This is a genomic window from Streptomyces sp. NPDC001056, assembly GCF_053598955.1.
The window spans coordinates 343516-363262 of record NZ_JBSFLI010000002.1 but is presented as its reverse complement, the minus strand read 5'-3'; the positions used below and the strand labels follow the sequence as shown (position 1 = coordinate 363262).

Here is a 19747-nt window from a genome sequence, read left to right as displayed (position 1 = left end):
CGGCGCGGGTCGGCTCAGCGCAGATGGACCGCTCCGTCGTGCTCCACCGCCGGCTTCCCGTGCAGGTCGGGAACCTGCTTGAGCCAGTCCGGGCGGCCCGCCCGGGTCCGTGCCGCGCGGGCCGCCTCCTCGGCGGCGACCTGCTCCCGGCTCGGGAAGTCGGTGGGCAGCCACTCGGCCGACAGCCGGGCGCGGGCCAGCAGATAGCCGACGTAGGCGTCCCGTACGTCGTCGGGGCGCGCGAACCCGGCGTCCTCGGCCAGCCAGGCGTCCGGCACCTCGGCGACGATCGCGCGCAGCAGCTCCTCCGTGACGCGCGGGGCGAGTTCGGCGTCGGCGGCCCGGACGTCGGGGCCGTACTGGCCGAGGGCGTGGTGACGGAAGTCGTACCGCTTGCCCGGGGTCGTGGTGTCCCAGCGGTGGTGGAAGACGAGGGCGGCGCCGTGGTCGATGAGCCACAGCCGCGGCGGCACGGTGCCGCGCGTGGGCCAGACCATCAGGTTGGAGCTGTGCACGGTGCGGTCGACGTTGACGGTCAGCGCGTCCAGCCAGACGACGCGCCCCGCCTCCAGCGGGTCCACCGGGAAGACGCGGGCGATCTCCGGGGTGAAGTCGCGGGCGCCCGGCAGATAGTCCATGCCGAGGTTCACCCCCGCGCTCGCGCTGTGCAGGTCGCGCACCTCCTGGTGCGGCTCGGCGTCGGCGACGGCCGGGTCGAAGTGCACCAGGACCAGCTCGGGGAACCGCAGCCCGAGCGCGCGGGCCAGTTCCCCGACGATCACCTCCGCGACCAGCGCCTTGTGCCCCTGCGCCGAAGCGGTGAACTTGACGACGTACGTGCCCAGGTCGTCGGCCTCGACGATCCCGGGGACCGAGCCGCCCGAGCGCAGCGGTTCGACATAGCGGGTCGCGGTGACCTCTCTCAGCATCTTTCGAGGCCCCACAGGTTGTCTGCCTTACTTTCCACGGTCGGCTCCGAGGCGGTGCGTCGGCGGGGAGACTCCCCGGTCCGATCGATTATCCCCCGCGCCGGCAGATCTCCCGGAGGGCCTCGGCGGTGGTGGCGGCGCGCAGGGTGGGGGCGGCCGGGTCGGGGGCGGGCACGGGTGGCGTGCCGGGCGCGGCCGGGGCGGCGTCGCAGGTCGCCGCGTCGGTGCCGCCGGTCGCCGCGGCGGTCGCACGGGGGCCGACCCAGGCGGTGCGGCAGCCGGCCCGGTGGCCCGCCTCGACGTCCGTGGCGAAGTCGCCGATCATCCAGGACCGGGCCAGGTCCAGGCGCAGGTCCGTCGCCGCGCGCAGCAGCATGCCGGGCTCGGGCTTACGGCAGGGACAGCGCCTCGTCAGCTCCGGCACGACGCCGTCGACGTGGTGCGGACAGGTGTAGATTCCGTCCAACTCCACTCCCACACAGGCGAGTTCGTCGCGCAGATGGCGGTGCATCGCTTCCAGGTCCCGGTCGGTGAACAGGGCGCGGGCCAGACCGGACTGATTGGTGACGACGACCAGGGCGGCGCCGTGCGTCTCCCGCAGGGTCCGCAGCCAGGGGCCGATCCCGGGCTGGAGGACGAGGTCCGAGGGGCGGGTCGGGTAGTGCCGGGCCTCGGTGAGCGTCCCGTCCCGGTCGAGGAACACCGCCGGCCGCGGCGCGGGGCTTTCGCGGCCGGCCCGCGACGGGCGGACGGATGTCATGGCGCGCTCCACTTTCCGGCAGGAGGAAGGGACCACGTGGTGGCCGGGAGCCGGCGGAGGAATCACGTGGCAGCCAAGGAATAGCCCCTGCCCGGCGGCCCTCACAAGCGAGCCAGTCGGGTATGTCAACAGGTCCGGTGCCATGTCCGCGCCGATGACGCCTCCCCCGCGCCCCCCGCCCGCCTAGCGTCGGGCCCCGGGGCACGGCCGGTCGGCGGGCGGCCGGTTCAGCGGAGGAGTCACGTCGTGGAGATCGTGGGAAGCGGCTTCATCGCCGGCGCCTTGCGGACGATCGCCCCGCGCCATCCCGGTGTCGTCGCGCTGGCGGCCGGGGTGTCCCGGATACGCCCGGAGTACGCGCGCCATGATCTGGCCCGCGAGGCCGCCCTGGTGACCGAGCAGGCGCACCGCTGCGCGTCCCGCGGCGCCACGCTCCTCTACTTCTCGACGGCTTCCGCCGCGCTGTACGGCGCCCCGGGCTGTTCGGGCACGGAAGAGTGCCGGCACGCCCCGCGCACGTCGTACGGCCGGCACAAGCTGGCCATGGAGCGGTTGGTGAAGCGCTCCGGCTGCCGCTGGCTGATCCTGCGGCTCGCCCATCTCGTGGGCCCGGGGCAGCGGCCCCACCAACTGGTCCCGGCCCTGGTGGCGCAGGCGCTCGACGGGCGGGTGCGGGTCCTGCGCCCGGCGAGCCGCGATCTGCTCGACGTGACCGACTTCGTGACGATGACGGACCTGCTGCTCGGGGCCGGGGTCGAGGGCGAGACGGTCAATGTGGCGTCCGGCCGCTCCACGGAGGTCGACGCGATCGTCGACCATGTCGCCGCGCTGACCGGGACGGATCCGGTACGGCACTACGTCGAGGAGAGCAGCAGGCACACGGTCTCGATCGACCGGCTGCGCTCCCTGTCGTCCCGGCCCTGGACGTTCGCCGAGGACTACTACAAGGGCGTGCTGGACCGGTCCGTCGGCGACCTGCTGCGGGTGCGGGCAGCTCTCTGACCCGCGGCAGGTTCCGCGCCCTCCCCGGATCAGAGCGTGTGCAGTTCGGCTCCGCGCGTGTCGAAGGCGAACGGCTGCTCCCGCATGCCGTGGGCCGCCAGGACCTCGCGCACCCGAGCCTGCCCCGCGAGCGGGACGTGCAGCAGCAGGAACCCGCCGCCGCCCGCGCCGAGCAGCTTGCCGCCGGTGGCCCCGGCCGCGAGGGCGTCGTCGTAGGCGCGGTCGATCCGGGGCAGCGAGACGCGGGCGCCGAGGCCGCGTTTGAGTTCCCAGTGGCGGCCGAGCAGCCGCCCCACCTCGCCGAACCGTCCCTGGAGCACGGCCTCTTTGAGGGGTGCGGTGAGGTCCTTGATCTCGTGCAGCCGCCGGGTGGTGTCCCGGTCGCCGCGCTCGGTGCCGCCGGCCTGGTCGCTGAGGACGGCGCCCGCGTCGCGGCTGGTGCCGGTGTGGAAGAGCAGGAGTTCCGCGCCGAGGCCGCGCGCGTGCTCGGCCGGCACGTCGACGTCCTCCACCTCCACGCTTCCGTCCCGGTGGAAGTGGAGCAGCCGGAAGCCGCCCAGGGCGGAGAGGTAGTGGTCCTGCCGGCCGACGGGCCGCCCGAGGCCCTCGATCTCGATGTCGCTCGCCGCCCACGCCAGCGAACGGGCGTCCAGCGGCTCCGCGGACAGCCCGGCGACGAGGGAGACGCAGAACGCGGCCGAGCTGCCCATGCCGGTGGCCCCCGGCACGTCCCCGGAGGAGAAGAGGTCCAGCGGGGTGCCGTCCCAGTGGCGGCGCATCGCCTCCCGTGCGAACGGGTTGGCCAGCTCCTCGGCCGACTCGGCGTGTCCGCAGGAGTCCAGGCACACCCGTATCCCGGTCGCCCTGCGGGCGCGTCGGCCGACGACCGTGACCCGCAGGTCCGTGCCGGCCCCGAACACCGCCCCGCCGAAGCGGGCGGCGTATCCCGGCAGGTCGGTGCCGCCGCCGGCGAGGGAGACGCGCAACGGGGCGCTGCTCACCCACATGCCGCCGCTCGTCCCTGTGCCGGTGTCGGATTGCGTGCGGGTCTCCACGGCCGTCCCGATCCCTTCGCTCATACCCGCACCGCCGCCCGTCGCAGCGCCTCGGCCGCCCGTTCGGGTTCCGTCTCGCTCACGAACGCGCCCGCTCCCAGCTCGCCCGCGGCCATCCGTTTGACCGCGCCCGAGCCCCAGTGGTCGGAGAACACCTGGGCCCGCAGATGGGCGAGTTCGCGGCCGTCGCGGGCCGGTGCCTGCACCCACACCGCCATGTAGGGCAACGGCCGGTCGGCCACCGTCTCGAAGCGCCGCAGCACCGACCGGTAGACCCCGGCGAGATCCGCGCGCTCCTCCTCGGTGAGCGCGGCGAGGTCCGGGACGTGCCGCCGTGCGTACAGGTGCACCTCGAAGGGCCAGCGCGCGGCGAACGGCACGAACGCCGACCAGTGCGCCGAGCGCGTCACGATCCGGCTCCCCGCGCGCTCCTCGGCCGCCAGGACCGCGCAGAACAGGCAGTCCACCCCGCGCAGCCGGGCCTGGCGGGCCGTCTCCTGCATGCGGGCGAACCGGTCGGGGATCCACGGGTAGGCGTAGATCTGCCCGTGCGGGTGGTCGAGGCTGGCGCCGACCTCCGCGCCCCGGTTCTCGAAGCACACCACCTGTTCGACGCCGGCGAGCCGGTTGAGTTCCCGCGTGCGGTCCGCCCAGGCCTCGATCACGGTGCGCACCCGGGAGCGCGGCAGCCGGGCCAGCGGGGTGTGGTGGTCGCCGCTGTACGCGATCACCTCGCAGCGTCCGGGCGCCGGGGCGTCGGCGAGCGTCCCGAAGTGGTGCGCCGGCCCGGGTGCGGCCGGACCGCCGAGCGCGGGGTAGCGGTTGTCGAAGACCGCCACGTCGTAGGCGCCGCCCGGGATCTCCGCCGCCTCGTGCGGCGCGTCGGGGCACAGGGGGCAGTGCGGCCCGGTGGCGGAGCGGCGGCGCCGGTGCGGGGCCATCAGGACCCACTCCCCCGTCGTCGGGTCCCGGCGCAGCGACGACGCGGGGGCCGGGGCCGCCGGTACGGGCTCCGCCGGTACGTCCGCTCGGGCGCGCCCGGGGTGTTCGTCGTAGTAGTGCACGTGCCGTCCGTCCCCGAGGGTGGCGCTGGTGCGGTGGACGGCGGTCGGCGGCGCCGTCGTCCGCCGGGGCCGCGGCCGCTCCCACCAGTCGCGGTTCTCCCGGTACCAGGTCACCGTCTCGGCCAGCCCCTCGGCGAAGGAACGCCGTGGCGCGTACCCCAGTTCGTCCCGGATCCGCGACCAGTCGACGCTGTAGCGGGCGTCGTGGCCCAGGCGGTCGGCCACGTGCTCCACGCTGTCCCAGTCGGCGCCGCACAGCTCCAGCAGCCGTTCGGTGAGCTGCCTGTTGGACAGTTCGAGGCCGCCGCCGACGTTGTAGACGCCGCCCGGGCGTCCGCCCTCCAGGACGAGGCGGACGGCACGGCAGTGGTCCTCGACGTGCAGCCAGTCGCGCACATGGCGGCCGTCGCCGTAGAGCGGGACCTTCCGTCCGTCGAGGAGGCGGGTGATGAAGCGGGGGATCAGCTTCTCCGGGTACTGGTGGGTCCCGTAGTTGTTGGAGCAGCGGGTGATCCGCACGTCGAGGCCGTGGGTGCGGTGGTACGCCAGTGCGAGCAGGTCGGCGCCCGCTTTCGACGCGGAATACGGGGAGTTGGGAGCGAGGGGCTGCTCCTCCGTCCAGGACCCGGCGGGGATCGTGCCGTACACCTCGTCGGTCGAGACGTGCACGAAGGTGCGCGGCCCGTGCTGCACGGCGGCCTGCAACAGGGTCTGCGGGCCGAGGACGTTGGTGGCGGCGAAGGCGTGGCCCGCGGCGATCGAGCGGTCCACGTGCGACTCGGCGGCGAAGTGCACCACGGCGTCGTGGTCGGCCACGAGCCGGTCGGCCAGGCCCGCGTCGAGGATGTCCCCGTGGACGAACGTGAAGCGCGAATCGTCCGCCACCGAACGGAGGTTGGCCCGGTTGCCCGCATAGGTCAGGGCGTCCAGGACCGTGACCTTGTCCGGCGGTATGTGCGTGTCGTCGTCCGGGGCGAGCAGGGAGCGGACGAAGTGCGAGCCGATGAAACCGGCTCCGCCCGTGACGAGGATTCTCATGAGGTGCCCACCGGGCCTTCCTGAGGTCGGTCCTTGGGGGAGGGACGGGGACGGTCGCCCGGCGGGCGGGGCGCCTCGGTGACGCCGCTGTGGTCACCCAGCACCAGCCGCCGCGCCCGCGCGTCGGGGCCCGGCCCCGTCACGCTCGCGTGCCGCCCGAGCAGCGAGCCCTCCACCGGGCCCGCGCCGTCGAGTCGTACCCCGTCCAGGAGAATGGAGGAGCGTACGGCGCTGCCGGTGATCCGGCAGCCGTCGGCCACCGAGGCGAACGGGCCGACGACCGAGTCCCGTACGAGGGCGCCGGCGCCGATGACGGCGGGGCCCACGATCCGTGACCGTACGACCGAGGCGCCCTCGGCGATCCGCACCGGTCCGACGATCTCGCTGTCCGCGTCCACCTCGCCGCGCACCGAGTGCTCGATGTCCTCCAGGACGGCGTTGTTGGCCTCCAGGAGGTCGTCGGGGGTGCCGGTGTCCTTCCAGTAGCCGGTGAGCAGCGAACCGCGCACCGTCCGGCCGGAGTCGATCAGATGCTGCACGGCGTCGGTGATCTCCAGCTCGCCGCGCGCGGACACCCCGATGGCCGCGACGGCCTCGTGCACGGCGGGCGTGAACAGGTAGACGCCCGCCACGGCCAGGTCGCTGCGGGGCCTCGCCGGTTTCTCCGCGAGCCGTACGACCGTGCCGTCCGGGGCGACCTCGGCGATGCCGAACGCCGTGGGGTCGGCGACCTTGGCCAGCAGCAGCCAGGCGTCGGCGAGCCGGTCGGGGCGCTCGGCCCGGTAGCGGGCCATGAGGTCCGTGACACCGTTCGACAGGTAGTTGTCCCCGAGGTACATCAGGAAGTCCTCGTCGCCGAGCCAGTCGCGCGCCACCCGTACGGCGTGCGCGAGGCCCAGCGGCTGTTCCTGGACGAGGTAGGTGAGCCGGGCGCCGAGCCCCGATCCGTCGCCGAGGGCGTCCCTGAGTTCGCGGGCCGTTCCCCCGACCACCACGCCGATCTCGCCGATCCCGGCGGCGACGATCGCCTCGATGCCGTAGCGGACCACGGGCTTGTTCGCCAGCGGGATCAGCTGCTTGGCCAGGGTGTGGGTGAGGGGCCGCAGCCGGCTGCCGGTGCCGCCCGCCAGGACGAGCGCCTTCACCGGGGGCCACCGGCGAGGGCGGTGGCCACTTCGCGGGCCAGGGGTGCCGTGCTCAACCGGGCGAGGGTGACGGGCTTGCCGTCGGCGTCCGCGACGGGCAGCTGCCAGTTCGGCTGGGCGTCCGAGGTACCGGGCAGGTTCGGGGAGCGCAGGTCGCCGACGAGGTCCGGCAGCCAGGCCGCGAGCAGCAGGGCCGGGCTACGCGCCAAGTAGCGGTGCAGTGCGACCAGTTGGGCGGACAGGTCGTCACCGGTGGCGCATCCGGCGCGGGCGACCTCGGCCAGCCAGGTGGCGCGCAACTCGTCCGCCGCCTTCCGCTCTTCGGCGAGGGACCCGGGCAACAGGCCGTGCCGGTGGCGCGGTTCGACGTGGTCGCCGGTGAGCCAGGAGGCGGTGCTGGGCAGGTCGTGGGTGGTGAGGGTGGCCAGGCACGGGCGCCGCCAGCGGTGGGCGGGCACGATCGCGCCGCCCGGGTCCTCCTCGCCGAAGGGCGTGGTCTCCCGGGTCAGCCAGAGGACGGAGGTGCCGAGGACGCCCCGGGCGGCGAGTTCGTCGCGCACGCCGGACTCGACGGTGCCGAGATCCTCGCCGATCACGTACACGCCCGCTCGCAGGGCCTCCAGGGCGAGCACGCCGAGCATCGCCTCACGGTCGTACCGGACGTACGTCCCCTCGCCGATGCCCGAGCCCTCGGGGATCCACCACAGCCGGAACAGGCCCATCACGTGGTCGAGGCGTACGGCGCCCGCGTGCCGGAAGAGGCGGCGCAGGAGTGCGGCGTACGGCGCGTACCCGGTCCCGGCCAGCGCGTCCGGCCGCCACGGGGGTATCCGCCAGTTCTGCCCCTGGGCGCTGAACGCGTCCGGCGGGGCGCCCGCGGCGACCCCGGTCGCCAGGCAGTCCTGGAGGGCCCATGCCTCCGCGCCGCCCGGGTGCACCCCGACCGCGAGATCGTGTACGACGCCGATCGCCATCCCGGCTTCCTCGGCCGCCGCCTGGGCGTCCGCGAGCTGGCCGTCGACCAGCCAGGCGAGCCAGCGGTGGAACTCGACCTCCGCGGCCAGCCGTTCGCGCTCCTCGCGGACGGCGGGGGACGCGGGGTGGCGCAGTTCGGCGGGCCAGGCGCGCCAGTCGGGACCGTGGGCCTCGGCGAGGGCGCGCGCGGTCGCGAAGTCGGTCAGTTCCTGGCCCTCTCGGACGGTGAAGTCCCGGTAGGAACGCAGGCGTTCGGGGGCCGGCGGTACCCGGTGGAGGAGTTCGAGGGCCGCGCGTTTGAGTGCCCATACGGTGTCGCGGTCGATCAGCGCCCCGCCGTCCAGGACCCGGGTGCGCAACCGGTCGGCCCGTGCGCGCAGTTCACGGACGGTCGCCCGGTCCGCGTCCGTCAGCGCCGCGTACTCGGGCAGGGCGTCGACCCTCAGGTGCACCGGGTCGGGGAAGTGCCGGCTGGAGGGCCAGTACGGGGAGTGGTCGGCGTGGGCGGCCGGGAGCATGGCGTGCAGGGGGTTGATCAGGGCGAAGTCGGCGCCGAGTGTCCGGCCGGACCACTGGACGAGAGTGGTGAGGTCGCCCAGGTCGCCCATGCCCCAGGAGTCGTCGGAGAGGACCGAGTACAGCTGGGCGGCGAAGCCCCAGCCGCGGCGCTCCGGTGCGGGGATGCGGTCCGGGGCGACGATCAGCGGTGCGCTCGCCCAGCCGTCGGCCGTGGCGGCGCGCAGGGTGTGGTAGCCGAGCGGGAGGTCGGCGGGCAGCTCCTGGCCTGCGGGGATGTCACGGGTGCCGCCGTCCTCCAGGTCCACGACGAGCCGGGTGTCCGCCGCCGCGTCCAACCGCACCGGGCGGCCCGCGCGGGCGATCACACAGGGCGGCAGCGGACGTGCGGCCTGGTCGCGCCGGTGCTCTTCGAGCGCGGTCCGGGCCTGGTCGGGGGTCGAGGCGTCGACGTCGAGGGCGGCCAGCACCCGGGTGAGCGTGGTCCGGGAGACGGGTGTGACCGTGCCGTCCGCGGCGCGGTACCAGGTGTCCACCCCTTTGGCGCGGGCGAGTTCGGCGAGCGCTTCCGGTGCGGGCTCCGGCCGGTCGGTTGCTGTCACGGGAGTCTTCTCCTCTCGGTCCTGCGCGGCACGGCGGGCTCACCCGTGGGGAGCCGCGCGCGCAGGGGGCTCAGGCTCAGTGCTCCGGGAAGGGGCGGACCTCGTCCCAGACGAAGCGTCCGCGGGGCAAGGTGATCAGCAGCACCAGCGGGCGGTCGGGACGGTCGCCGCGGAGCGGGCCGGGAAGGCTGCCCCGGAACGTGTCGCCGGAGCGGCGCAGCGGTTGTCCGAAGCCGTCCGCGGGGCCGTCGGCCTCGGGGTCGAACAGCTCGACCCGCTCGGCGTGCGGGAAGTGGTAGGTGACCTCGACCCGGTCCGACCGGTTCCGGACGCGCAGCCTGCGCCGGAAGTCCGGGGTGGCCGACGCGAGTTCGCCGTCCAGCGCCTCGCAGACCCGGAACCGTGCGGCGCGGTACGCCGTGCCGAAGGCGGCCGCCGCGAGGTCGGGGCGGCCGGCGCAGGCGCGCACGCACTCCTGCGGTCGGCCCCGCGCCGCGGCGGTGAGGGCGATCCGTTCGCGATGCTCCGCCCATGCCGCGTCGTCGAGGCCGTCGTACCAGCCCCGGTGGATCAGGGTCTCGGCATCGGTGGGGACGACCGTGCCGGACAGGACGTCGCAAAACCGCTCCTCGCGCAGCCGGGCGCTGGCCCCCCAGGTGAAGCTCCGCGCGGTACGGCGGGCGCGGTCGGCCAACCGCGCGTAGGCGTCGGCGTCATGCCGGAACAGGTCGGCGGCCGCGCGGAGTTGCCCGGCGAGCCGGTCCTGGAGGAGGTCGTCGTCGGGCCGGAACGAGCGGGGCAGGGCGAAGCCGGTGGCGTCCGCCCGCTCGCGCCAGTCGAAGGCGTGCCCGAAGTGGCGGGTGCCGGCCTGCTCGGTGGCGATCGGCACCGCCCCGCACGCCATGGCCTCGCCCTGGGCGATCAGGAAGGTGTCCATCTCGAACTTGGACGGGAAGACACAGAAGTCGGCCGCGGCAGCGTAGGCGAACAGGGTGGACTCGTCCACCAACTCCGTGTCGGCGCGCACCCGGTCCTGGTACTTGTCCGCGAGCTCGGCGAGGTCGGGCGGGAGTTCCATGCCGTCGGGCCGGGCGCAGCGGATGAGGAAGTTGGCCTCCAGGCCCTCGCCGAGCACCTGGGCGAGGGCCTGGAACAGCTCCCACTGGCCCTTGTGGTCCGGGGCGTAGCGCGCGCCGTGGTAGAAGGTCGGCAGTTCGGGGTCGAGACCGAGGCCCGTCAGGAACTCCCGGCGGTGCCCCTGCGGCACCTCGCGGCGCAGCCAGCTGTCGGAGATGCCGCAGCCGCCGACGAACAGCTTGTCGGCGCCCCGTCGGAGCACCCGGGAGACGGTCAGCCGCCCGAACCGCTCCTCGAACGGGGTGTCCGCGAAGGTGGTGCAGTGGTCGCGCTGGCCCGGCGACAGGAAGTCGACGGCCGCCGCGTGCGCGAAGGCGAGGGAGTGGCAGCCGACGCCGCCGGGTCGTTCGGGCGGCTCCAGCAGGGTGGCGGGCAGGTAGCGGCGCAGGACCTCGGGCAGCGCGCCGGGTTCCTCGGGCGGGTCCGCGTACCCGTCGAGGTCGGTCTCCGCGCCGAGGAAGGTCAGCAGCTCCTCCAGCTGGGGGCGGTGGACCTTGAGGTTGATCGGCACGTTGGTGGCGACCGTGCTCACCACCGGGACACCCGGCGCGGCGCGCAGGGCGGCCGGCAGCAGGTAGTGCTGGTGGGGCTCGTACGCCTGGACGAGGTCGGCGTCGGCCAGCGCCCGCCGGATGAATCTGACCCCCGCGACCTGGAACACCTGCTCCTTGAAGTACGCGAGGTCCCGCCCCTCCATCCCGGCCTCCGGCACGAACGTGCGCTCCAGCAGGTCGAGCTGGCTGTTGGAGAGGAAGTAGAGGTCCACTCCCCGGCGTCGCATGTGCAGGGCCGTGGTGCGCAGGGAGAGGTCGGCGCGGGCGGGGAATCCGGGCCAGCGGGACGCGTCGAGGAGCAGCGGCATCCGGAACTCGTCGGAGAATCCGGTGCTCTTGGCTCCGTAGCGTTCGCACAGATAGCCGCCGCGGCCGTGGGCCGGGGTGACGATCGAGACGGTGTGGCCGCGTGCCGCGAGTTCGGTGGCGGTGTTCCACACCAGGGTGGCGGTACCGCTCCGCATCAGTCGCGGATCGAAGGCCCCGCACTCGAAGGCGAAGGTCACCACATGCATCGTCTACGCAGCCTTACGTGTCCTGGTGATCCGGGACCGCGGGCCGTCAGGCACCGCGGCCGGCGGGGCCCTCACATTCTGGGCCGCGGCGCCGCCGATGTAGACCTCCCCTTTGGAGCATGCCTGACCAGCGCGCCGGGAGCGCGATCAACGAGCCCTGTCGGCCGCCGGCGGGGGCGGGCACGATGACCGGCAGGACATCGTGCCCGCCCCCGGCGCGGTCCCGCGCGTCCCCAGAGGTCACTCACCCGCGGCGTCCGAGGGCGCGGGAGAAGGCGGTCCCAGAAGGCCGGATTTGATTCCGGTGATCACGGCCGAGGTTCTGTTGGAGGCGCCCAGTTTGAGCAGAATGGAGCCGACCAGTCGCTTCGCTCCGTGCACGGATATGCCGAGGCATCGGGCGATCTGCTTGTTGCTCATGCCGTCGGCGAGCAGTGCGAAGGCCTGGCTCTCACGGGAAGTCAGCGGAATGACGCCTTGGGTGGTTGCCGTTCCGCGGCTGCGTCCGCCGGTCAGCAGGCGTTTGGCGAGCGAAGCCGGAATCGGCATTTCTCCCGCGATCACCCGCCTCAACGCGTCGTCGAGCGTCTGCGCCGACAGTTCCTTGAGGGAGAGGAATCCGTCCACCGGCAGCGTGGAGAGATCCCCGTTCCACCATTCGTACAGGTCGTCACCCAGTACCAGGGTCGGGGGCAGGCCCGGGACCTCCTTGCACCCGTCCAGCAGTCCCCACTGCTCCGCGGCCACGATCAGCACGTCGGCGGGCCCGATCCGCTCGGGCAGGTCGTCGACCGCCGGCACGACGATCCGCACCGCGCCGACCGCCGGAACTCTGCTCAGCAAAGCGTCGAGTCCCGCGCAGACGACTTCGCTCGCGACAAGAAGGGCCACATCGAGAGTCGCTCCGGGTCCTTCCTCCGGGGCGATTCCCGTCTCGGCGACCACCATGTCCCTGCCCCCTGTTCCGATGTCCCGCCGTCCCTGAACGGCACGCTTTCGGCGGTCCCCGAGTCAAGCATCGAGGTGATCTAGATGCAAGACCTTGCAGAAAATTGCAGTAGCTCCCCGGAAATGCCGGGAATGGGTCCGCGAACCATTGGCGCCGCGCAGATTCCGGCCACCCACGTGATATCCCTCACACGGAAATCGGCCACTAGGCATGCCGGATAGTAGATCGCCCTCCGATGACATATGGGATTTATCCGTCTTGGTGAGGGCGCGAGCCGCTCCGGGAGCGGCCGCTTTCGCCGCGCGCGACACCCGCGCCTACTCCCCCGCACGCACGGCCTCCTGACGGCGCACCGAGCAATTGCAAACGTCGCGTCCGCGAAGGCGGCATCTCCGGGCACGCCTGGCAAGAGCCTCGCGCGTCTACGAGGCGCGGTAGTAGAAAGGCCCTTTGCGGTCCTCATGAGCCCGTGCGAAGACTGGGCGCTCGGCGATCACCGAGCGAGGTTCACACATGGGCAAGCATCGCAAGACGCAGCACTTCCGGCGCATGGTCATCGGCGCCGTCGCGATCGGCGCCGTGGGCGTGCCGTCCGTCGCGCTGGCCTGCACCGACTGGCCGTCCGGCACGGCGGACCAGGGCACCGCCGCCACCGTCGCGGCCACACTCGCGCGGACGGGCACGCCCGCGCCCACGGGCGCGCCCCTGGGGACGGCCGTACCCCAGCAGGCGGGCATACCGCAGGGGATACCCCAGCAGCCGGGCATACCGCAGGAGGTCCCCCGGCAGCGGGTGCACCACCCGCACCTCCGTCACCTCCAGAAGGCCCGCGCCGCCGGCGCACCGCGCACCGCGCCGTCCGCGCCGTCCGCGCCCCAGGCGGCCGCCGACACCCCGGGCACCGCGCGTCCGACCGCGGCCGCCCGGCCCGGGACGGCCGGGACCCCGGCGCCCACCCCCACCGCGTCGAGCACCCCGACCACGGCGGCCACCCCCGCGTCCGGGTTCGCCGCGCAGATCGTGCAGCTCGTCAACGCCGAGCGCGAAAAGGCCGGTTGCCGGCCGCTCACCCTCGACGCGAAGCTGACCGAGGCCGCGCAGGAGCACAGCGCGGACATGGCGGCCCACCAGAACATGTCGCACACCGGCTCCGACGGCTCGGACCCCGGCACCCGGATCACGCGGGCGGGGTACACCTGGAGCGCGTACGGCGAGAACGTCGCGTACGGCTACTCGACCGCCGCCGAGGTCATGGCGGGCTGGATGTCCAGCCCCGGTCACCGGGCGAACATCCTCGACTGCGGCTTCCAGGAGATCGGCGTCGGCCTCGCACAGCCCGGCAGCTACTGGACGCAGGACTTCGGCACGGCCCGGTAGGCCCGGCGCCGAGCGGTACGTGAGGCCGCCGGCCCGCCGTTCACCGGGCCGCGCGTCGCATCGTACGGGGACTCACCGGGCCGCGCGTCGCGTCGTACGGGGGCTCACCGGGCCGCGAGCGGGTTGGGCAGCGGCCGATACCGCGCGTCCGCCCCGTCCGCGCCCGTCCACCGCAGCAGCAGGTTCGTCTTGCCCGGCAGGGTCGGCGAGGCGAGCAGGGCGGGGATCTCGGGCAGGTCGTGCCGGGCGAGTGACCGGCGGACGGCCGGCCAGGGATCGTATCCGGGATGCCGTTCGGCCAGGGCACCGGCGATCTCCATGAGGTGGTTGACGACCAGGCAGTACACCAGCCGCTCCCAGCCCGCCGCGCGCGGGACGTCCGCGAGCAGCTTGACGCCCTCGGCGTCCCGGAACAGCGCCTGCACCGGCGTACCGGCCGCGTCCACGGCGACCAGGGTGTTCTGCAGATGTGCCTCCAGGACGACCCCGTGCGCGTCGAACGCGGTCAGCGCGGGCGGCACGACCTGCCCCAGATACGCCTCCCACCAGGCGTCCGGGTCGGCCGCGGCGGGCAGCGGGCTGCCGTCGAAGCCCTCGGTCAGCCCCGCCGCGAGCAGCGGCACGGCGCCCGGCACGAGGTGCGCGCGCAGCCCGTCGCGGACCACCACGGCCAGTTCCTCGTACGCGAAGGACGCCGTGCGGTGGCCCCGGTCGGCGAGCCACGCGGCAGGCGGCCCCAGCGCGGCGAAGGCGCGCCCGGTGGCGGTGTCGGTACGGCGCAGCCGGCGCAGGTCGTGGCGCCAGAGCCGGCGGATGTCGTTGGTGATGCGCACGTCCAGGCTGAACTTCAGGAACAGGTCGCGCCGGGGCTCGTACACCGTGCGGACCGCGGCCGTCGGCCAGGTGTCGAATCCGGTCGGGCCGAGCCGGACGAGGCGGCCGTCGGCGAAGGCGGGGGCGAGGGTGTCGGCGACCAGGTCGAGCTGCCAGGGGTGGGCGGGCAGCAGCCGGTAGCCGGGCGGCGCGCCGCCCAGCGCGTCAAGGGCGCGGGTGTCGCCCTCCTCGGCCACCTGGTCCTCGCGCACGCCGAGCAGCACGAGCGGGAAGCGGGCGTGCGCCTCGGGGGCGTACGGCAGCCAGGACGCGACCGGTCCGCCGCCGCGCGCCTTGGGCGCCGGGTGGTAGGGGTGGCCGGTGATCAGTGACTGCTCGGAGCGCAGATAGGGGTCCGCGGGCGGGGTCGCGCGGGCGCGGGCGGCGAGCAGCGCGGCGACGGCGTCCCTGCTGTCGATCATCTCGGCGGGCAGGTCGCCGCCGGGCAGCCCGGTGTGCCGGCGCAGTTCCTCAGCGACCAGTTTGACCAGTTCGGGGTGGCCGATCCGGTGCCAGGCGCCCGCCGCGTACACCTCGGGGTCGGCGGGGCGGCGGCCGGGCCGCACGCGCAGCAGCCGCCCGGTGCCGGGCAGCCGGTGGGCCGGCCGCTCCCCGGGGGCGCCCGGCAGCGGCTCGGCCACCTCCCGGAGCAGGCAGTTGAGCAGGGGGGCGGCCGCATAGGCGTCGGCGCGCCGGCCGACGGGGTCTGCGGGAGGCTTGAGGTCCACGCGGTCCATTCGTTCTTCGGTGGCGTTCTTCGCAAGGGGCCAGGAAGCGATCAGTATGGCGCCGTATCCGACCATGGTGCTGTCTTCCGTACCCGTCCATCGTGCCCCGTACCGGCCGCGACCGAGGAGCCGACCGTGTCCCACTCCCCCACCGCCGAGGCCGAGGTCGCCGCGGAGCTGAAGGCCGTACGACCCGCTCTGCTGCCCCGGTACGACGCGGAGCTGCCCGGTGCCCGCGCGGCCGTGCTGACCCGGCTGTGGCGGGGGCTCGCGCACGAGCCGCTGCCCTGGGTCACCGGCCGGGCGCGCGGGGCGTACGGCCTGACGCTCCGGCTCGCCGACGGGCGCGCGCTGCACGGCCCGCACGCCGACCCGTACGCCACGAGCGGTTACGTCACCGCCGTACGCCTGGACCGGGAGCGGTACGACGATCCGGCCCGGCTGATGGCGTCCCTCGCGGCCGGTGGCGGCTGGGGGCCGGGGGCCGCGGGGTTCGCGGCGGAGCTGGGGCACAGTGTGGCCTCCCTGGCGCTGTCCCGGGCCGCCGACGATCACCCGAAGGAGTGGCCGGAGCAGGACTGGGAGTGGGAGCAGCGGGTGGTCGACGGGCATCCGTACCACCCCAACTGCCGTTCCCGGCCCGGGTTCTCGGTGGCGGACCAGCTGGCGTACGCGCCCGAGCACCGGCCCGTGGTACGGCTCGGGACGCTGCCCGTACCGGCCGCGGAGTGCCTGGTGACCGGCGTCTGGCCGGAGGAACTGCGCGACGGTGACCGGCTGTCGGTGCCGGTGCACCCGTGGCAGGCGGCGCATGTGCTGAAGCGGCCGTACGACGACTGGCGGGCGGCCCGGCCGCTGATGTCGCTGCGGACGCTGGCCCTGCCCGGAGGGCCGCATGTGAAGACGGCGTTGAGCGCCCGGCTGACGTCCTCGGTGCGGGACATCTCGCCGTACTCGGTGGAGGCGGCCGCGGTCCTGTCCGACTTCGCGGCGGAACTCGCCGACCGTACCGACGGGTTGCTGCACATCACCCGCACCCTGGGCGCGGTCACCGCCCGGGGGCCCGAACTCGCCGCACTGCTGAGGGAGTCACCCGAGCGGTACGCGCGGCCGGGTGAGCGGGTCCTGCCGGTGGCCGCGCTCGCCACCACGCGGCTGCCCCAGGACCCCGGCCGGCTGGCCGCGTTCGCCCGGCTGGCGCTCACGGTGGGGCTGCGGCTGCTCGATCTCGGGGTGGCCCTGGAGGCGCACGGGCAGAACCTCCTGGTGGTCCTCTCGGCCGACGGCAGCCCGCGGCGGCTGGTCTACCGCGACCTGGCCGACATCAGGATCAGCCCCACCCGGCTCGCCCGGCACGGCATCGCGCCGCCCGCGCTCACCGGACGGCTGGTCACGGACGACGAAACCGCCCTGCGCCGCAAGCTGTTCGGCTCCCTGGTGGCGGGCGCGCTGGCCTCGACGGCGGGCTCCGGGCCCGCGCTCGGGGCGGCGCTGGCGGCGGTCGTACCGGAACTGCCGGACACGTCCGATCTCGTGGCGCTGCGCCGGGGTCCGGTGCCCGCGAAGGCGCTGACGCTGATGCGGCTTTCACCCGGGACGCCGGGCGACCGGTGGACGGACCTGCCCCACCCGCTCGTTTTGGAGCCCGGGACGGTTGATCAATAGGATCCGTCGATGATCAGAAGACAACGGCTGGCGGCCGGGGTGTGCGCTCTGCTCGCCGCACTGACGGCCGGGCTCGCGTTCCCGACCGCGGCGGCCGCCGACGAGACGGAGCAGTCCGCTCCGAAGGTCGAACTGGTGCTGGACGTCAGCGGGTCCATGCGGACCCGGGACATCGACGGCGGCACCCGGATGGCGGCGGCGAAGCAGGCCTTCGACGATGTGCTCGACGCGACGCCGCAGGACGTGGACCTGGGCATCCGCACGCTCGGCGCCAACTACCACGGAAACGACCGGCAGGAGGGCTGCAAGGACACCGCGCAGCTGTACCCGGTCGGCCCGCTGGACCGGACCGACGCGAAGACGGCGGTGGCGACACTCCAGCCGACCGGCTGGACGCCGATCGGGCCCGCGCTGCTGAAGGCGGCGGACGACCTCGACGGCGGCTCGGGCACCCGCCGTATCGTGCTGATCAGCGACGGCGAGGACACCTGTCAGCCGCTGGACCCGTGCGAGGTGGCCCGCGAGATAGCCGCCAAGGGCATCGGCCTGACCATCGACACCCTCGGCCTGGTGCCGGACGCCAAGACCCGCGACCAGCTCAGCTGTATCGCGGACGCGACCGGCGGCACGTACACCTCCGTGCAGCACAAGGAGCAACTGACCGACCGCGTCGGACAGCTGGTGCACCGGGCGGCCGATCCGGTGGTGACGCCGGTGGCCGTCTCGGGCGCGGCGCAGTGCGAGAAGGCACCGACGCTGAAGTCGGGGCTGTACACCGACCGCGCGGAGTTCGGGCAGCAGCGCTGGTACAAGGTCGACGTCAACCCGGGCCAGGAGCTGCGGGCTTCGGTGAGCGTGGCGGACGACCGGGCGGTGAACCCCTCGTACGGACTGCTGTTGCGGGCGGTGACCTTCAAGGGACGGGAGATCGTCCGCGGTGAGGCGGCCGGCACCGGGCGCACCGATGTGATCTCCACCGGGCTGCGCTACCCGAAGCCGCCGAGCGACGACGACAACGCTCCGGGAGAGACCGTGTGCCTGGAGGTCGCGCACTCCTTCTCGGCGCCCGCGGGCGTGAAGAGCACGCCGGGTCTGCCGCTGGAGCTGACCGTGGACGTGGTGAAGGGTCCCGACCAGGCGCACGACGTGGCCGCGTTCGGGCTCGGGCGCGGCTGGTGGCTGCTGGGCACGCTGGTGCTCGTCGGCTTCGTCGCGGGTGTGCTGTGGGGCTGGCTGTCGCGCTGGCGGATCGCGGTCTGGAGGACGAACTGATGCGGGCGATAAGGGTATTGGGCGCGGCACTGCTCGCGCTCGGGCTGGCCGCGGGGCCGGCCGCCGCGGACTCCTCGCCGTCCCCCAGTGCCTCCGACGGCACCGACGGCTCGGCGCCCACGCAGGCGGGCACGTCCTTCCGTACGGCGACGGAGATCCAGCAGGGGCAGCAGGCGACGGCGTCCGGGTCCACCGGTGACTACCTGTACTGGTCGTTCCCGGCGGACACGGGGCAGCGGCCGACGGTCGAGGCGACGGTGAAGCTGCCGCCGACGCACGGGGCGCAGACCTGGCAGCTCGATGTGTACGACGGTCTGCGGCGCCGGCAGTCGTGCCAGTACGGCTCCGCCACGCGCACCGCCGACCAGGGCGCTTCCTCCGTCGAGCTGGCCTGCGTGATGCGTACCGTGCGCGGCTGGGCGGAGCCGTGGGCCAACGATCCGCTGCCCGGCACGTACTACGTCCGGCTGACGGTCGTGGACCTCGCCGCGGCGGACCTCGGTCAGCCGGTGAACGCCGACGTGCGCGTGGACTCCAAAAACATCGGCGGCCCCGCCGCCGTCGACGGCTCCCTGGGCAAGCCCCTCGTCCCCGGCATCGCCGTCGAGTCCGCCGCCCAGGGCGACGACTCCAAGACCGCCGTCCTGTCCAGCTTCGGCTCCCGCGACGGCTGGTCCTCCGGCTGGTGGTCCGACCGCTGGGTGTGGACCGGCATCGGCGCGGTGCTCGCCGCGCTGGCCGGGATCGGGGGGTACGCGCTGACCCGGGGGTCCGGTCGACCGCCGGGAGTGTGACTCCGCCGCGTGAGAGGGCCCGCCGTCGTGGCGGGCCCTTTTTCTTCGCCGCCCGCCCAGCCGCCCGCCCGTCCGGCAGGGGCGGCCGGCGCTGGGACACGGACCCGCGCCGGTGTCCCCGCTCACGCCTCCCGCAGCGCCTTCGCCACAGCGCCCTCGCCCGAGACCGTGACGCGGCCCGCTCGCAGCGCGTCCGGAAGGGACAGCCGGCCCTGGGCGATGGCCTCGCAGGTTCCGGAGTCCAGGGTGAGGTGGGCGTCCGGGGCGCTCGGGCAGGGGCCGTCGCCGTAGGCCGGGGTGGCGGGGTCGGGGTCCGTGCGGAGGTGGAAGACGCCTTCGTCCAGGTGGACCTGGAGGAGGCCCGGGGTCGAGAAGGCGGCCAGGGCGCGCAGCAGCGGGAGGGCGAACCAGTGGGCGCGGACGGCGTCCGTGGGGCGGCGGGCCGCCAGTTCGGGTTCGCCCCAGGTGCCCAGGGCCTGGAGGACGGGGAGCAACTCGTGTCCGCGGGGGGTCAGTTCGTAGACCGTGGCCGCCCCCGGCGGAGGCAGGCGTCGGCGGGTGGTGAGGCCGTCGCGTTCCATGTCCTTCAGCCGGGAGGCGAGGACGTCGGTGCTCACACCGGGCAGGTCCGCGTGCAGATCCGTGTAGCGGCGCGGGCCGGCGAGCAGCTCCCGGACGATCAGCAGGGTCCAGCGGTCGCCGACGAGGTCGAGCGCGCGGGCTGCGGAGCAGTACTGGTCGTAGCTTCGGCGAGGTGGCATGCGACGCAGTCTAGACGCGTTGTTGGACTTTCCAAG

At 74.2% G+C, this 19747-nt stretch carries 14 protein-coding genes and 2 pseudogenes; 5 read left to right on the top strand and 11 right to left on the bottom strand.

The features are described 5' to 3' along the window. Nucleotides 1-14 precede the first annotated feature (14 nt). The gene (locus ACWDD7_RS04190) at nucleotides 15-929 is read right to left on the bottom strand and encodes a HipA family kinase (protein ID WP_392213812.1); all 915 of its coding nucleotides are present in this window, start codon (nucleotides 927-929) and stop codon (nucleotides 15-17) included. An 88-nt stretch (nucleotides 930-1017) separates the two neighbouring features. After that, nucleotides 1018-1689 (bottom strand): D-glycero-alpha-D-manno-heptose-1,7-bisphosphate 7-phosphatase, encoded by a 672-nt coding sequence (locus ACWDD7_RS04185; RefSeq protein WP_450456239.1) that lies wholly within the window; start codon nucleotides 1687-1689, stop codon nucleotides 1018-1020. A 246-nt stretch (nucleotides 1690-1935) separates the two neighbouring features. Here ACWDD7_RS04185 and ACWDD7_RS04180 point away from each other — a divergent pair, with 246 nt between their 5' ends. Continuing rightward, nucleotides 1936-2691 carry an NAD-dependent epimerase/dehydratase family protein gene (locus ACWDD7_RS04180; protein ID WP_450456237.1) on the top strand — a complete coding sequence of 252 codons (756 nt, stop codon included), beginning with the start codon at nucleotides 1936-1938 and terminating at the stop codon, nucleotides 2689-2691. A 29-nt stretch (nucleotides 2692-2720) separates the two neighbouring features. Here the strand turns inward: ACWDD7_RS04180 and ACWDD7_RS04175 are convergent, their stop codons facing one another. The 7 genes and pseudogenes from ACWDD7_RS04175 to ACWDD7_RS04145 form a co-directional block, all read right to left on the bottom strand. Continuing rightward, nucleotides 2721-3770 carry a GHMP family kinase ATP-binding protein gene (locus ACWDD7_RS04175; RefSeq protein WP_450456236.1) on the bottom strand — a complete coding sequence of 350 codons (1050 nt, stop codon included), beginning with the start codon at nucleotides 3768-3770 and terminating at the stop codon, nucleotides 2721-2723. Continuing rightward, nucleotides 3767-4714 (bottom strand): annotated as a pseudogene (galT, locus tag ACWDD7_RS04170) (galactose-1-phosphate uridylyltransferase); the annotation flags it as partial. The gene ACWDD7_RS04175 and the pseudogene galT, both read right to left, overlap by 4 nt. Nucleotides 4715-4873: 159 nt before the next feature. Further along, nucleotides 4874-5848: pseudogene (gene rfbB / locus ACWDD7_RS04165) on the bottom strand (dTDP-glucose 4,6-dehydratase); the annotation flags it as partial. Continuing rightward, entirely contained in the window at nucleotides 5845-6993 is a 1149-nt protein-coding gene (locus tag ACWDD7_RS04160) for a glucose-1-phosphate thymidylyltransferase (protein ID WP_450456234.1), read from the bottom strand. The gene ACWDD7_RS04160 and the pseudogene rfbB, both read right to left, overlap by 4 nt. Then, nucleotides 6990-9086 (bottom strand): 4-alpha-glucanotransferase, encoded by a 2097-nt coding sequence (malQ, locus tag ACWDD7_RS04155; protein ID WP_450456232.1) that lies wholly within the window; start codon nucleotides 9084-9086, stop codon nucleotides 6990-6992. The genes ACWDD7_RS04160 and malQ overlap by 4 nt, the downstream gene beginning before the upstream one ends. Nucleotides 9087-9162: 76 nt before the next feature. Next, nucleotides 9163-11283 (bottom strand): glycosyltransferase, encoded by a 2121-nt coding sequence (locus ACWDD7_RS04150; protein WP_450456230.1) that lies wholly within the window; start codon nucleotides 11281-11283, stop codon nucleotides 9163-9165. A 249-nt stretch (nucleotides 11284-11532) separates the two neighbouring features. Beyond that, complete coding sequence (locus tag ACWDD7_RS04145) at nucleotides 11533-12240, bottom strand: response regulator transcription factor (protein ID WP_351868671.1); 708 nt, start codon at nucleotides 12238-12240, stop codon at nucleotides 11533-11535. Between the two features lie 514 nt (nucleotides 12241-12754). Here ACWDD7_RS04145 and ACWDD7_RS04140 point away from each other — a divergent pair. Beyond that, nucleotides 12755-13618, top strand: coding sequence for a CAP domain-containing protein (locus ACWDD7_RS04140; RefSeq protein ID WP_450456228.1), 864 nt, complete (start codon nucleotides 12755-12757; stop codon nucleotides 13616-13618). 104 nt (nucleotides 13619-13722) lie between these two features. Here ACWDD7_RS04140 and ACWDD7_RS04135 read toward each other — a convergent pair whose 3' ends face one another. Beyond that, on the bottom strand, nucleotides 13723-15228 hold the full coding sequence (locus ACWDD7_RS04135; RefSeq protein ID WP_450456227.1) for an IucA/IucC family protein: 1506 nt from the start codon (nucleotides 15226-15228) through the stop codon (nucleotides 13723-13725). Between the two features lie 126 nt (nucleotides 15229-15354). On the opposite strand from ACWDD7_RS04135, the gene ACWDD7_RS04130 reads away from it, so the two are divergent. Genes ACWDD7_RS04130 through ACWDD7_RS04120 form a run of 3 tightly spaced genes read left to right on the top strand, consistent with a single transcriptional unit; the run spans nucleotide 15355 to nucleotide 18950 of the window. Continuing rightward, nucleotides 15355-16884: an IucA/IucC family protein gene (locus ACWDD7_RS04130; RefSeq protein ID WP_450456226.1), complete on the top strand. Its 1530-nt coding sequence runs from the start codon at nucleotides 15355-15357 to the stop codon at nucleotides 16882-16884. Between the two features lie 9 nt (nucleotides 16885-16893). Next, on the top strand, nucleotides 16894-18156 hold the full coding sequence (locus tag ACWDD7_RS04125; RefSeq protein WP_351868682.1) for a VWA domain-containing protein: 1263 nt from the start codon (nucleotides 16894-16896) through the stop codon (nucleotides 18154-18156). Then, nucleotides 18156-18950, top strand: a complete 795-nt coding sequence (locus ACWDD7_RS04120; protein WP_351868685.1) for a hypothetical protein — start codon at nucleotides 18156-18158, stop codon at nucleotides 18948-18950. The genes ACWDD7_RS04125 and ACWDD7_RS04120 overlap by 1 nt, the downstream gene beginning before the upstream one ends. Before the next feature lie 122 nt (nucleotides 18951-19072). Here ACWDD7_RS04120 and ACWDD7_RS04115 read toward each other — a convergent pair whose 3' ends face one another. Then, nucleotides 19073-19711, bottom strand: coding sequence for a winged helix-turn-helix transcriptional regulator (locus ACWDD7_RS04115; RefSeq protein WP_450456224.1), 639 nt, complete (start codon nucleotides 19709-19711; stop codon nucleotides 19073-19075). Nucleotides 19712-19747 lie beyond the last annotated feature (36 nt).

What these genes read in the sequence shown, in the direction of transcription:
- ACWDD7_RS04190 (WP_392213812.1), bottom strand. Translation starts at nt 929, where the DNA reads ATGCTGAGAGAGGTCACCGCGACCCGCTATGTCGAACCGCTGCGCTCG.
- ACWDD7_RS04185 (WP_450456239.1), bottom strand. Translation starts at nt 1,689, where the DNA reads ATGACATCCGTCCGCCCGTCGCGGGCCGGCCGCGAAAGCCCCGCGCCG.
- ACWDD7_RS04175 (WP_450456236.1), bottom strand. Translation starts at nt 3,770, where the DNA reads ATGAGCGAAGGGATCGGGACGGCCGTGGAGACCCGCACGCAATCCGAC.
- ACWDD7_RS04145 (WP_351868671.1), bottom strand. Translation starts at nt 12,240, where the DNA reads ATGGTGGTCGCCGAGACGGGAATCGCCCCGGAGGAAGGACCCGGAGCG.
- ACWDD7_RS04140 (WP_450456228.1), top strand. Translation starts at nt 12,755, where the DNA reads ATGGGCAAGCATCGCAAGACGCAGCACTTCCGGCGCATGGTCATCGGC.
- ACWDD7_RS04135 (WP_450456227.1), bottom strand. Translation starts at nt 15,228, where the DNA reads ATGGACCGCGTGGACCTCAAGCCTCCCGCAGACCCCGTCGGCCGGCGC.
- ACWDD7_RS04125 (WP_351868682.1), top strand. Translation starts at nt 16,894, where the DNA reads ATGATCAGAAGACAACGGCTGGCGGCCGGGGTGTGCGCTCTGCTCGCC.
- ACWDD7_RS04120 (WP_351868685.1), top strand. Translation starts at nt 18,156, where the DNA reads ATGCGGGCGATAAGGGTATTGGGCGCGGCACTGCTCGCGCTCGGGCTG.
- ACWDD7_RS04115 (WP_450456224.1), bottom strand. Translation starts at nt 19,711, where the DNA reads ATGCCACCTCGCCGAAGCTACGACCAGTACTGCTCCGCAGCCCGCGCG.